The organism is Neorhizobium sp. SOG26, assembly GCF_003491345.1.
Taxonomy (GTDB): Bacteria; Pseudomonadota; Alphaproteobacteria; order Rhizobiales; family Rhizobiaceae; genus Neorhizobium; species Neorhizobium turbinariae.
Map to the genome: position 1 here is coordinate 239,211 of NZ_CP025512.1, position 13,533 is coordinate 252,743.

Annotated in this window: 14 protein-coding genes; all 14 read left to right on the forward strand. The window is 59.8% G+C overall.

All coding sequences use genetic code 11. From position 1 onward, the window contains the following. The 14 genes from motC (at position 1) to CYG48_RS01240 (ending at position 13,409) form a co-directional block, all read left to right on the forward strand. Positions 1–1,269 (forward strand): chemotaxis protein MotC, encoded by a 1,269-nt coding sequence (gene motC, locus CYG48_RS01175; RefSeq protein ID WP_118848712.1) that lies wholly within the window; start codon positions 1–3, stop codon positions 1,267–1,269. After that, positions 1,266–2,708, forward strand: a complete 1,443-nt coding sequence (gene fliK / locus CYG48_RS01180) for a flagellar hook-length control protein FliK (protein WP_118848713.1) — start codon at positions 1,266–1,268, stop codon at positions 2,706–2,708. Before motC ends, fliK begins: the two co-directional genes overlap by 4 nt. 133 nt (positions 2,709–2,841) lie before the next feature. Further along, a complete protein-coding gene (locus tag CYG48_RS01185; RefSeq protein WP_118848714.1) occupies positions 2,842–3,372 on the forward strand; it encodes a lytic transglycosylase domain-containing protein in 531 nt (176 codons plus the stop codon). Positions 3,373–3,654: 282 nt separating this feature from the next. Further along, on the forward strand, positions 3,655–4,326 hold the full coding sequence (gene rem / locus CYG48_RS01190; protein ID WP_118848715.1) for a transcriptional activator Rem: 672 nt from the start codon (positions 3,655–3,657) through the stop codon (positions 4,324–4,326). Positions 4,327–4,434: 108 nt separating this feature from the next. After that, a complete protein-coding gene (locus CYG48_RS01195) occupies positions 4,435–5,739 on the forward strand; it encodes a flagellar hook protein FlgE (protein ID WP_118848716.1) in 1,305 nt (434 codons plus the stop codon). A 43-nt stretch (positions 5,740–5,782) separates the two neighbouring features. Continuing rightward, positions 5,783–7,255, forward strand: a complete 1,473-nt coding sequence (flgK, locus tag CYG48_RS01200) for a flagellar hook-associated protein FlgK (protein ID WP_118848717.1) — start codon at positions 5,783–5,785, stop codon at positions 7,253–7,255. A gap of 2 nt (positions 7,256–7,257) precedes the next feature. Continuing rightward, entirely contained in the window at positions 7,258–8,361 is a 1,104-nt protein-coding gene (locus CYG48_RS01205; protein ID WP_118848718.1) for a flagellar hook-associated family protein, read from the forward strand. A gap of 36 nt (positions 8,362–8,397) precedes the next feature. Then, entirely contained in the window at positions 8,398–8,745 is a 348-nt protein-coding gene (gene flaF / locus CYG48_RS01210) for a flagellar biosynthesis regulator FlaF (protein ID WP_118848719.1), read from the forward strand. Then, positions 8,742–9,191 carry a flagellar biosynthesis repressor FlbT gene (gene flbT / locus CYG48_RS01215; protein WP_118848720.1) on the forward strand — a complete coding sequence of 150 codons (450 nt, stop codon included), beginning with the start codon at positions 8,742–8,744 and terminating at the stop codon, positions 9,189–9,191. The genes flaF and flbT overlap by 4 nt, the downstream gene beginning before the upstream one ends. Beyond that, complete coding sequence (gene flgD / locus CYG48_RS01220) at positions 9,182–9,649, forward strand: flagellar hook assembly protein FlgD (protein WP_118848721.1); 468 nt, start codon at positions 9,182–9,184, stop codon at positions 9,647–9,649. The genes flbT and flgD overlap by 10 nt, the downstream gene beginning before the upstream one ends. 32 nt (positions 9,650–9,681) lie before the next feature. Further along, a complete protein-coding gene (gene fliQ / locus CYG48_RS01225) occupies positions 9,682–9,948 on the forward strand; it encodes a flagellar biosynthesis protein FliQ (protein WP_118848722.1) in 267 nt (88 codons plus the stop codon). Positions 9,949–10,074: 126 nt separating this feature from the next. Beyond that, positions 10,075–12,162: a flagellar biosynthesis protein FlhA gene (flhA, locus tag CYG48_RS01230; protein ID WP_118848723.1), complete on the forward strand. Its 2,088-nt coding sequence runs from the start codon at positions 10,075–10,077 to the stop codon at positions 12,160–12,162. Positions 12,163–12,235: 73 nt separating this feature from the next. Next, positions 12,236–12,988: a flagellar biosynthetic protein FliR gene (gene fliR / locus CYG48_RS01235; protein ID WP_118848724.1), complete on the forward strand. Its 753-nt coding sequence runs from the start codon at positions 12,236–12,238 to the stop codon at positions 12,986–12,988. A gap of 10 nt (positions 12,989–12,998) precedes the next feature. Further along, the gene (locus tag CYG48_RS01240; protein ID WP_118848725.1) at positions 12,999–13,409 is read left to right on the forward strand and encodes a hypothetical protein; all 411 of its coding nucleotides are present in this window, start codon (positions 12,999–13,001) and stop codon (positions 13,407–13,409) included. Positions 13,410–13,533 lie beyond the last annotated feature (124 nt).

Genomic DNA, 13,533 nt, shown 5'->3' on the forward strand with positions numbered 1-13,533 from the left:
ATGGCTTTGGCGCGGTTAAGATCGGCCCTTCTTGTCGGGCTCGTGCTGGGGGGCATTCCGGTCCATTCGGCTTCTGCAGAGGAGCGAAATGATCTGGCTCCTTACGCGATGCTGCGCTCCCTGCAGTTCGTGCAGGACTCGGTCGTCAACGGCGACCACTCGGCCGGCGAGATGCAGCGTTTCATGCTCGGCACGATCGACCAGCGGCTACGCACGGCAGATCCGTCCGTGTTCGAAGATCCGCGCAATGTCGATGCGGCGCTCATCTATGCGATGAGCGGCGGCAATCCGGCAACGCTGGAATATCTCGCCTCGCGCGACCTGTCGGGCCAGTTCGACAACCGTGTTGCCGATGCGCTTCGGAAATATCTCGGCGGCAAGGGTACCCTGGCGTCGAACACGCTGAATGAGCTGGCGACGGAATATCGGGACCAGAAGATCGGGCCATACCTGGCGCTCGTCAGCGGCAATGTGCTCGTCCAGAAAGACCCGAAGGCGGCACTGTCGGCCTATGACTGGGCGCGTCTGACGGCACCGGGCACGATCATCGAGGAAGCGGCCCTGCGCCGCTCGGTCGCGATCACTGTCGATGGCAACATGGTGCCGCAGGCGCTGTCCTATTCGCGCAAATACGCACGACGCTTCCTCCATTCGCCCTATGCCTCGCAGTTTGCCGATTTTTTCGTACAACTGGTCGTGGCCCATTTCGGCGAGATCACCGAGGACGATATCGACGGAGCCCTGGAGGCGATGGATATCGACCGCCGCCGGGAGATCTTCCTGCGCATTGCCCGTTCTGCGGCGATTGCCGGCAAGACGGAACTGGCGCGCATGATCTCGGCCAAGGCGGAAGCGCTGGGTGGGCGGCCGACGCCGGAAGCCCTGGCGCGCCTCTACGGTGGGCTGGCAGGCGTTCCCACGAAGGATATCACCTCCGCCGTGCAAGCCATGGACACCGTTGCGGAAGAAACGCTGACGCCGCGCGACAGAGCCTTGAGGCAGGCGGCGAAAGCCATTGCCGAACAAGTTGTTAGTCGTCCAAGCGTGGACAGTTTCGCACAAGACGATCCAGTCAAAGTGCCCCAAGGAACAGACACACAGACAAATGCTTCACTGACACGGGATCAAGCACAAGCGCCTGCCGCGCCGGAACAGTCCGACGAGGCGGCTGCGGCGATTGATCCCGCCTTCCGAACCTATGTCGACACCGGTCGCAAGAGGTTGGATGCCGTTGACGCGTTGTTGAAGGATGAGGGGCTGTCTCAATGATTACCGACATTCTTGGTGGCAAGGCGCCCGGCGTGGACGCGGCCACGACGGCAAAGCAGGCTGGCTCCAGCCAAAAGGGTGCCGGCGCGCAATCCAACGGCTTTTCCGATGCGTTGTCCGGCTTCGACGGCGAGGGCGGCAAGGGCAGTGCGGGGGGCGCGGCCGAGGACTTGGAGATGGACGTCGCCGCAGAAGATGCGGTTGAGGTCCAGGTCGACGCCAAGCCGGTCAAGGCGAGGCCGATCATCGACATCCGGCCTGAATTTGCGAAGCGCGCAAGCGGCGAGATCGCGAATGCACGTGGCGACGCGCCGAAGGACGTCAAGCTGACGCCGGCAGAGCGCAAGCTGCGTGACGCTCTTTTGAGTGCCAAGGATGCGGTGAAGAAGTCCGAGGAGCTTGAGCGCTTGAAGTCCGCGAAAGGCGACTTGCAAGCCGATGCTGCGATGTCGTCCGAGCCAGATACGACCATCCTGAAGGCAGACGATGCAAAGGTGGCCGACATGCTGTCGCTGCTGGGCGAAGGCGCGGGACCCGCTGCCGAAATCAGCAGCCTGATTCAGAGACCGGCGGCGAACGCGTCGTCGAAGCGTGCTCGCGACAGCGAGGGCAAGGCTCAATCGGCCGAGATCGTCTCCCAGGCGGGCTCGAAGAACGCCGTCGCTGGCACGCGCACGTCTCCGGATCCGCTTGCCATGCCGGCGGGCACTGAAGCCCCCGATGCGGCAGGCCGGACATTCCGCTTGACGAATGCGCGCAACGACCAGCGCGTCGACATGAGCATCGGCGGCAATGCCGCGGAGCGCTCGGTCGAGTTCAAGGCGTCTTCAAACACAGGTGCCGAGACGGTGACCGTGATCGATTCAAGACGGTTCCTAGGTTTGGCGCCAAATTCCAACAGCGCCAACCTGACGGCACTGATCTCAGGGGACTCGGAGTGGTCGGCAGCGATGCAGCCAAGCTCCAGCCTGTCCAATGCGGCGGCGCAGAGCGGTACCGGCACGGTCGTCAATATGCTGAAGCTGCAGATGAACCCGCATGACCTCGGTCAGGTGACGGCGACGCTGCGCCTGCATGGCGAGGAACTGAATGTCCATCTCGTGGTGGAAACACGTGCGGCCTACAGGCAGCTCAGCGAAGACAGCGGCGGCATCGTCGACGCGCTGAGAGCGCAAGGCTTTGCAGTCGACCAGGTGACCATCAGCATTTCGCCAACGGCGGATGCGGACAAGAGCGGCGGCCGACAGGACCAGGCGGGCCAGCAGAGCCAGCAGAGCGCCGCTGACGGGGGGAAGCAGGGCTTCTCCGCCGGCAGGGGACAGGAACAGCCAGAAGCACGCCAGAGAACGGTGCAGGGCGCGAGGGGCATCGATGCGGTATCAGACGACTCTCAAACTGCGGGTTCTGGTAACGGTCGGCCTGATCAGCTCTACCTTTGACGCTCAGGCGGGCTCGCTCTTCAGCCCCGGCGGCTGGGGCGGCAACGTCAAGGCGCCCCCTGTTGTCTCCCAGCCAGCCCCCAGAGCACGGCCTGCGCCGCGATCACAGGTGCAACCAACCAAAGTGGCTCCCATGGGGCGTGCGCCTGCCAACGCAGCTGTGTCGGCGCATGGCGGTGTCTGTGAGCGTGAGATCCAGGCTGCAGCCGCAAAGTATGGCGTTCCTGAAGGGGTACTATACTCGGTCGGCCTGACGGAGAGCGGGCGCAAGGGTAACCTCAGTCCGCTTGCCATGAATGTCGAAGGCAAGGCGTTCTTCCCGCCCTCGCAGCAGGAGGCGATGAACACCTTCTACGCGGCGCGGCAGAGCGGCAAGAAGCTGATTGACATCGGCTGCATGCAGATCAACCATCATTTTCATGGCGAACACTTTTCCTCGCCTGCCGAGATGTTTGATCCTCGGCGCAACGTCGAGTATGCGGCGAAGTTTCTCCGCAACCTTCATGACAGGCATGAAACTTGGACTATGGCGGTAGCAAGGTACCACGCGGGGCCAAACAACAACCCCGCTCAGAAGCGATATGTATGCCGCGTGATCAGCAATCTGGTCGCCACCGGCTACGGCCAGTGGACGCCGAACGCGTCCAGATTTTGCAACGGCTAAGCAACCACCGATTGTTTCGTCCGGTGTCCAGAGTTGCTGGATTGCATTGTGGCACTCATGTGGCAAGATTTTGCCACGCAAGCCCGTATTTACGATGTGTTAATTTTTCCACCGGATTTTTGTGTGCCAAATCGAGGCACACACTAGATCTAGTGCAAATCGCGGCACCAGTCTTAATCAACTATTAATTTGTTTGGTTAACTTCACACAGCTTGTGCCAGATTCCGTCGATTCGTACCCATAGCTCCATTGAAACACCACAACTGATTCGGAGGCGGACGAATGATCGTAGTGGTTGATGAGCGCGAGCTCGTTAAAGACGGATACACATCCCTTTTTGGACGCGAAGGGATACCTTCCACGGGTTTCGACCCGCGGGAGTTCGGCGAATGGGTAAACACGGCAGCTGACTCGGATATCGCCGCAGTCGAAGCCTTCCTCATCGGCCAGGGCGATCGTTCGCTCGAGCTGCCGAGGGCCATTCGCGACCGGTCCCAGGCACCGGTGATCGCAGTCAGCGACCATCCATCCCTGGAAGCCACCCTGGCCTTTTTCGACAGCGGCGTTGACGACGTTGTCAGGAAGCCTGTTCATCCCCGCGAGATCCTGGCGCGTGCCGCTGCGATCCGTCGCCGGCTGAAGGCTATCTCGAACTACACCGACATCGGCGCGATCCGGGTTTTCTCCGACGGCCGTGATCCGGAAATCGACGGCGAAGTCTTCCCCCTGCCGCGCCGCGAGCGCCGCATCCTGGAATACCTAGTCGCGAACCGCGGACGTCGCGTGTCGAAGACCCAGATCTTCAATGCCATCTACGGCATCTTCGACGAAGAAGTCGAAGAGAACGTCGTCGAAAGCCACATCAGCAAGCTGCGCAAGAAGCTGCGCAAGAAGCTCGGCTTTGACCCGGTCGATTCCAAGCGTTTCCTTGGCTACTGCATCGACTGGAACTGATTTTCAGCAGGGCCTTGCATTCCGCAATTTCGGCGGAAACCGATAAGCAGACAGCTTCACGCAAGGCCCGCACGATACTCTCCAAATCACACAATAAGGAGATTTCCGATGAGTATTTTCGGCACGATGAAGACGTCGGTCTCGGGTATGAATGCTCAGGCAAACCGTCTCGGAACTGTCGGCGACAACATCGCCAACTCGAGCACTGTCGGCTACAAGCGTTCGTCGACGGCTTTTTCGACGCTGGTTCTGCCTTCCACGCAGGGCTCGTATTCATCGGGTGGCGTATCGACCAACGTTCGCTACAGCATCTCCGAGCAGGGCGGCATCCAGTACACGACGTCGAATACCGACCTCGCCATCCAGGGCGAAGGTTTCTTCATCGTCAGTGACCTGAACGGCACGCCATATCTGACCCGTGCAGGCGCCTTCCAGAAGGACGCCAACGGCTACCTCACGAACACGGCCGGCTTCCAGCTGATGGGTTACCCCTACGGCTCCAACCCGCCGGCAGCCGTCGTCAACGGCTTCAATGGTCTGGAAGCGATCAACATCAACGACTTCGGCCTGGTCTCCTCGCCGTCGACGCAGGGCAGCTTCCCGGCAAACCTCGACAAGCGGGCGCCGCTCGTGGGCGCAGCGGCCACCCCTCCGACAGCGACGCCGGGTGATAACTCGGCCAGCAGCATCGTTGGCAACAAGAGCTCGCTCACGGCCTACGACCATGCCGGCAGCAAGATCCTTTACGATTTCTACTACACGCGTACCGGCCCGAACGAGTGGGAAGTTGCAGTGTTCCGGCAGGATCAGTCCACCAACGGTGGCTTCCCCTACGCCGTGACTGCGGATGCCCCCGATCTCGTTGAGAACAAGGTAACGCTGAGATTCGACCCCGACACCAACAAGCTGGTCGCAGGGTCGGACGACAAAATTGTCATCACAGACCCGAATGATGGTTCTTCGAACGGCCTCAATATTGAGATCGATCTTTCTAATATGACCCAGTTCGCCAGCGAGTTCACGCCAGGCAAGGGCATCATCAACGGCAATGCTCCGAGCCCGATCACCGACGTTGAAATCGGCGGCGATGGCGTGGTGACGGCTGTCTACCAGGACGGCGGACGCCGGCCGATCTACCAGATCGCCATCGCGACCGTTCCGGCTGTCGACAAGCTGAAGCCCCAGAACGGCAACACCTACCTGCCGACGAATGACTCCGGCGTCGTGACCATCGGCTTCCCGCAGTCGGGTTCCTTCGGCCAGATCTACTCCGGTGCTCTGGAAAGCTCGAACGTCGATATTGCGAGCGAGCTGACGGACATGATCGAGGCGCAGCGCGTCTACACCGCGAACTCCAAGGTCTTCCAGACCGGCTCCGATTTGATGGACGTTCTTATCAATCTGAAGAGATAGTTCGAACTGATCGCGAGAATTAATCTCAAGAGGCTCATAAAAAATGTCGCTCGCATCCGCATTATCCACGGCGCAGTCGATCTTCAACAATTCAGGCACCCAGGCCAGCGTTGTTTCGAAGAATATCGCGAATGCCCAGAACCCGGACTACGTCCGCCGTTCGGCACTCGTCGTAACCGGCGGCAACGGCGCGATGATCGGAGAAATCGCACGAGCGGGGAACTCCCCGCTCATGCGCCAGACGATCGAAAGCACGTCGATCGCCGTAGGCCAGCGCACACTTCTGAATGGCGTCTCCGAGATCAAGAGCCTGATGGGGGGCAACAATAACGAGTTCTCCCCAGCCGTCCTGATCGCCAATTTCCGCACCAACCTGGATGCGTTCTCGGCCAAGGCCAATGATAGCGGCATCGGCATCGCGGTTATTTCCGGCGCTCGCGACCTTGCAACCGCGCTCAACACGGCCTCCGACAAGCTGCAGCTGATCCGCAAGGATGCGGACGACCAGATCAAGCAGAACGTCAATGACCTGAACTCGCTTCTGGCCAAGTTCGAAGTCGCCAACAATCGCGTCAAGAATGCCAGTGCGACGGGCGCTGATGCCAACGACGCGCTCGATGAGCGTGATGCGCTGGTCAAGAAGATTTCCGAGATCGTTGGCGTCACCTCTTACACGCGCGGCGACAACAACGACATGGTGCTCTACACCACCGACGGCGTAACGTTGTTCGAAGCGGTGCCACGCAAGGTGACCTTCGAAGCCACTATCGGCTACGACGCGTCGACGGTCGGCAATGGCGTTTATATCGATGGCGTCCTGCTCAAGGCCGGTGACGGCGCAAGCACGACGGCCAAGGGCTCGCTGCAGGCCCATCTCCAGCTTCGCGACAAGATCGCGCCGACCTTCCAGAACCAGCTCGACGAAATCGCCCGCGGCCTGATCACGGCCTTTGCCGAAACCGGCCCGACCGGCACACTGACGCCAAAGACCGGCCTGTTCACCTTCCGCGATACATCGGGCGTCCAGCAGAGCGATGTCCCGCCAGTCGGCACCATTGTTCCGGGTCTCGCATCCCGCATCCTGGTCAATCCGGTCGTCGTGCCGCCGGGAGGTTCCCCCGACAAGCTGCGTGATGGCGGTATCAATGGCGGGCCGTATGTCGTCAACACCGGCGGCAGCAGCTACGGCGCGCTTCTCGACAAGTATAACGAAAACCTCTCCAACCCGATGGCCTTCGACAGCCGCACCGAGATTAGCGATGCGCCTAATCTCATTTCGCTGACGGCGGACTCGATGGGTTGGCTCGAACAGATTCGCAGCACGGCAACGTCTTCGGACGAAACGAAGACCGCGCTCCTGACGCGCACGCTGGAAGTGTTTTCCAGCACCACAGGTGTCAGCCTTGATGAAGAACTCTCGCTGCTCCTCGACATCGAGCAGTCCTACAAGGCTGGAACCAAGCTTCTGTCGACCATCGACGAGATGATGGAAGCACTCTTGGCAATGGCGAGCTGATCATGAAGACTTCTTTCGTATCCACGCTGTCCATCCAGACGACGATGCGTAATTCGATCGCTGGCGTTCAGCGTGAAATGGTGAAGGCCAACCAGGAAGCCGTCACCATGAAGCACGCGGACCTGGGCGTAGCGCTTGGCGCAAACACCTCCCGCGCGCTTGATCTTTCTCGTGAAATCACCCGCATCAACAGCCTGGTCAGCTCCGCGGCGCTGGCGACCCAGCGTCTCGAGACCACCGAGCTTGCGCTGGCGAACATGAACGAATCGGCGCTGACCATCCAGAGCGCGATCCTGACGCTCGGTAACTCCGGCGACGAGGGAAGCTTGGCAACGGCGCGCAAGGCCATGACCAACGCGCTTGAATCCTTCACGACGTTCGCGAACACGGCGGTCCAGGGCGAGTATATCTTCGCCGGCATCAATTCCGACGTGAAGCCGATGAACGATTACTTTGCCGCAGGTTCACCGGCCAAGGCGGCTATCGATGCGGAATTCAATCATTTCTTGAGTTCGAACAGCATCGCTTCTGCTTCGGCCATGACCAAGGACCAGATGGAGAGCTTCCTCACTGGCCTCGAGAAGAAGTTCACGGGTGAGGTGCCTCTGTCGTCTCCGCCGCACGCAGCAGCGATCGCCGGCCAGGATCTCTGGAAGGCTGTGTTCTCTGATGCCAGCGACGAGAACATGAAGGTCCGTATCAGCCCGAGCGAAGTGGTGGAAAGTTCCACCAACGCCAACAGCCAGGGGATGCGCAACTTCGCCTTCGCCTCGATCATCTCGATGGAGTTCCTGAAGGGCGAAATGAGCCAGGGCGCGCGCGAAGCGGTCGCGACCCGCACCACCACCGTCATTGCTCGCGCCATGAACGGCGTCGACAGCATCAACCAGCAGCGCACCACGATTGGTATCTCGACCGAACGCGTTGCCAAGGCTGGCGAAAGCTTGCAGGCGCAAGAAGATATTCTGACCAAGGGTCTGGTGGCCATGGAAGGTGTCGATCCGGAGGAGGCGGCGACCCGCCTCAATACGATGAAGACGCTTCTCGAAACCGCCTACGCGGTCACGGCCAAGATACAACAGTTAAGTCTAGCAAACTTCCTTTGATGATCAGGGGAAGCTCGTGAAGATGAAGGATACATGATGTACCAGTTTTCTTATGCCGAAATCATGGAAGATGGCGTTGCCAACGCCAAGGATCGTGAACGGCAGGCCCTCGATCGCTCCATCGAGCTTTTGGCGGCAGCTCGTGATGAGGGAAGCTACTCCCGCACCACGATTGAAGCACTGTTTTATACCCGGCGCGTCTGGATCCGTTTCATCGAGGATCTGAAGCAGCCTGATAACGAACTTGCCACTGAACTTCGCGCAGACCTGATCTCGATTGCCATCTGGATCCTCAAGGAATGCGAAAAGATCCGGAAGCGTGAATCCACCAACTTCCAGGGCATCATCGACGTGACAACCATCATTAGGGATGGACTTAAATGAAAAGTACGCTTCGCATCTCTCTGAAGTCCGGCGAGCGGATCTTCATCAACGGCGCCGTGTTGCGCGTTGATCGCAAGGTCGCGCTGGAATTCCTCAACGACGTCACGTTCCTTCTGGAAAACCATGTTCTTCAGCCGGAAGATGCCACGACGCCGCTGCGTCAGCTCTACTTCATCGCCCAGATGATGCTGATCAACCCGGAAGGCAAGGACCAGTCGAGCGCACTGTTCCGCAAGTCGGTGGCCATGCTGCTCACCTGCTTCCAGGACGACGAGGTGCTGGCTGAACTGAAGCGTATCGATGGCATGGTCGCCTCGGGTCGCGCCTTCGACGCACTGAAGGCCATCCGCGCTCTCTACCCGATCGAGGACCGGATCCTGAACAACCAGGAAATCGCACCGGCAACGGTCGAGCTCATCCGCAAGGAGATCGCACCGTGGCGGTAGACGGCATCAACGCCAACAACCCCTACGCTGCCGCCAATGGCGCAGCGGCCAAGACGGACTCGTCGGCGGCAAGCCTGAACTACAACAGCTTCCTGAAACTCCTCATCGCGCAGATGAAGTATCAGGATCCGACCGATCCCATGGACGCGAGCGAGCAGGTTGCGCAGCTCGCCACCTTCTCTCAGGTCGAGCAGTCCGTGAAGATGAACTCGAACCTGCAGTCGCTGATCCAGGCGAACGCCTTCTCGCAGGCCGCTGACATGGTGGGCAAGACCATCACCAGCGCCGACGACAAGATCACCGGCGTGGTGAAGCAGGTCGAAGTTTATTCCGATGGTCTGGTGGCTGTCACCGAGAAGGGTGATAAGGTACTCATCCAGCCTGGCATCGTGATTTCGAATCAGCCTGGACCGAGCACCGGCGGCAACGACCCGGGCAGTGACGAAACTTCGGCATGACGCCGAGCATCTAGAATGTTGGAGCCGGCGCAATGAATGAAGCCGATGCCCTTGATATCATGCAGGCCGCCATCTGGACTGTCCTCGTGGCGTCCGGTCCGGCGGTCCTGGTGGCCATGGTGGTTGGTGTCACCATCGCCTTCCTCCAGGCACTGACACAAATCCAGGAAATGACGCTGACCTTCGTTCCGAAGATCGTTGCGATCATGGTCACGATCGGCATCACGGCGCCGTTCATCGGCGGGCAGATCAACCTCTTCGCCAACCTTGTCTTTTCTCGCGTCCAGTCAGGCTTCTGAGCGGTTCAGCCACACAGGCTGAAAAGCGCATGCTTGCCCACCTTCGCGCAAGCTTCATCCTTTAGAGCCGGTGGTGAAATTGGCAGGAAACTCCCTGCCACCTTCTCATGAAGAGACGGAAGCACCATGGCGCAACCACCTGCATTATCCATCCCGAAGGTGACACCGAACGGCAGAGACATCGGCTTTGCTGCCGGTATCGTCGCCATTCTCTGTATCCTGTTCCTGCCGATCCCGGCGTTCCTCATCGACGTCGGCCTTGCCTTCTCGATCGCCTTTTCGGTGCTGATCCTGATGGTGGCATTGTGGATCCAGCGGCCACTGGACTTCTCCTCTTTCCCGACCATCCTGCTGATCGCGACAATGGTGCGCTTGTCGCTCAACATCGCGACGACTCGTGTGATCCTGTCGCATGGCCACGAAGGCCACGACGCCGCCGGCGGCGTGATCGCCGGCTTCTCCGGTCTCGTCATGTCGGGCGATTTCGTGATCGGTGTGATCGTCTTCATGATCCTGATCACCGTCAACTTCATCGTCATCACCAAGGGTGCCACCCGTATCGCCGAAGTCGGCGCCCGCTTCACCCTCGATGCCATCCCCGGTAAGCAGATGTCGATCGACGCCGACCTTTCGGCCGGCATCATCGATGAGAAGGAGGCGCAGCGTCGTCGCTCCGAGCTCGAGGAAGAAAGCTCCTTCTTCGGGGCCATGGACGGTGCATCCAAGTTCGTCCGTGGCGATGCAATCGCCGGCCTGATCATCACCGCGATCAACGTCTTCGGCGGCATCATTATCGGTTACTTCCGCCACGGCCTGCCGATTGGCGAGGCGGCCGACGTTTTTGTCAAGCTGTCGGTTGGCGACGGTATTGTTTCGCAGATCCCGGCCCTGATCGTTTCGCTGGCAGCCGGCCTTCTCGTGACCCGCGGCGGCACTTCCGGTTCGACCGACAAGGCGGTTATCGACCAGCTCGGCGGTTACCCGCGCGCCCTTTCGATGGCCGGTGGCCTGATGGGCCTGCTTGCAGTTATTCCGGGTCTGCCCTTTCTGCCGTTCGTGACGTTGGGCGGCCTGTTGGGCTTTGGCGCCTGGCTTGTTCCGCGTCGTATTGAAGCTGAAAACAAGCTGCGTCGCGAAGACGAGGAAAAAAAGGTCGTCCAGACCAAGGAAGCAGAAAAGGATTCAGTCAAGTCTGCCCTCAAGACCGCCGAGATCGAACTGGCGCTTGGCAAGCAGGTCTCGACCCGACTGCTTGGACAGCACCAGGAACTGGCCTTCCGCGTAGGCAAGATGCGCAAGAAGTTCGCGACGCAATACGGTTTCGTGGTGCCCGAGATCAAGGTCTCGGACGACATCGCAATCGCCGAGAAGTCCTACCAGATCCGCATCCACGGCACGACGATCGCCTCGAACACGCTGCGCGTCGGCGACGTTCTGGTCGTCACCGGTTCGGGCCGCAAGCCGAGCATCCCGGGCGACGAGATCCGGGAACCCGCATTCGGCATGCCGGCGGTCTCGATCCTCGAAACCTTCGCCGAAGATTTGAAGCGCGAAGGCTTCCATCCGATCGACAACGTTTCAGTCGTGCTGACGCATATGTCGGAAGTCATCCGCAACAACCTGCCGCAGCTTCTGTCTTACAAGGACGTCAAGATCCTGATCGATCGTCTCGATCCGGAATACAAGAAGCTCGCCGACGAGATCTGCTCTTCGCATATGTCGTATTCCGGCCTGCAGGCGGTGCTGAAGCTGCTGCTTGCCGAACGCGTCTCGATCCGCAACCTGCACCTCATCCTCGAAGCGGTGGCCGAGCTTGCACCACATGTCCGCAAGACCGAGCAGATCGTCGAGCACGTTCGCGTTCGCATGTCGCAGCAACTCTGCGGCGACCTGGCCGACAACGGCGTCCTGCGCGTGCTGCGCCTCGGCAACAAGTGGGACATGCTGTTCCACCAGGCGCTGAAGCGCGACAACAAGGGCGAAGTGATCGAGTTCGACATCGATCCGCGCACGCTCGAAGAGTTCAGCGAGCAGGCGACCAAGGTGATCCGCGAGTTCATGGACCGGGGCCTGCCCTTCGTGCTCGTCACCTCGCCGGAAACGCGCTCTTACGTCCGCATGATCATCGAGCGACTGTTCGCCACGTTGCCCGTGCTCTCGCATGTCGAACTCGCGAAGGGTCTCGACATCAAGATCCTCGGCTCAATCTCGTAAGGGGATACGCCGGAGCGGTGATTGGTATTCCGTTCCGGCGTGTTCTACATTGTCCGCGAAGGACGATTCTCTCATGATCACGGATCCGCAAGGGACCATACTTGCCCTGTTTCTCTGCTTCTGCCGGATTGGCGGATGCGTGATGACCCTTCCGGGTTTCGGAAGCTCCCGGATTCCGCAGCAGATCAAGCTGTTGACCGCGATCGCACTCTCGATGGCGGTCCTGCCTGTTCTTTGGGACATGATCTACCCAAAGGCGTCCGCACCCGGCGCTACCTTCATCGGCCTGATCTTCACTGAAGCGCTGGTTGGCATGGTCTACGGCCTGATCGCCAGGCTTTATACGCTCGGGTTGCAGTATGCGGGCACGATCACTGCAATGTCGATCGGTTTCACCGCTCCGGGTGGTGCGGACGTTATCGAAGACACGCAGGAAAACGCACTCACCAACATCCTGACCTTGAGCGGCCTGCTGCTGCTGTTCATGATGGATTTCCATCACCTGGTGTTCCGCGCGCTGGTCGATTCCTACAACGCGACGCCCGTCGGCGCGATTGTCGATCCGCAGAAGATGCTGATCACCCTGACCGACACCCTGCGCGCATCAACGATGATCATGTTGCGGCTTGCGAGCCCGTTCCTGATTCTTGGCCTGATGTTCAACGTCGGCATCGGCCTCATCAACAAGCTCGCGCCACAGATCCCGATCTTCTTCATTTCGGCGCCCTTCCTCATCATGGGCGGGCTGTTCATGATGTATCTTTCGATCGCAGCGCTCATCCGCCAATATGCCGGCGGGTTCGCGCCGATCTTCACGTCCTTCTGAGAGCAGGAACATGGCCTCTCCCGTCAAGCGATCAGAAAAGCTCAAGCGCCTCGTGGCGGTCCAGCGGCACCTGGAAAAGATGGCCGAACACGAGCTTGCCGCGACCACGCGCCATCGCGCCGAGGTCAACCAGTCCATGGAAGAGGTCATCGAGGCAATCGGCTCGGTGAACCCGATTCATCGCCAGTTCGCCTACCAATATTCCGAGCGATTCAGCCGCCTGACAGTCAAGGAAAAGCAGCTCGCGGGCGTCCAGCAGATCCAGGAAATGAAGGTGATGCGCGAGCGCACCAAGGGTGACCGCCTGCAGGACAACATGAAGGAAGCGCGCGAACATGAAGACCGCGAGGCTGCCGATAACGCGATCTATGAACTGATTGACATGACGATGAGCCTCCAGGCCATCGAACCCAAGGACTAATTGCGGCAACCTATGCGATAATTAGCGCTGCCCTTTACACTGATCAGCCTCCTGCAAGCTTCAATTGTCATAGTTGAGATCTAGTACTGATCACGCGCCGCTCTTCGACGTGGCGCTGGTGGAT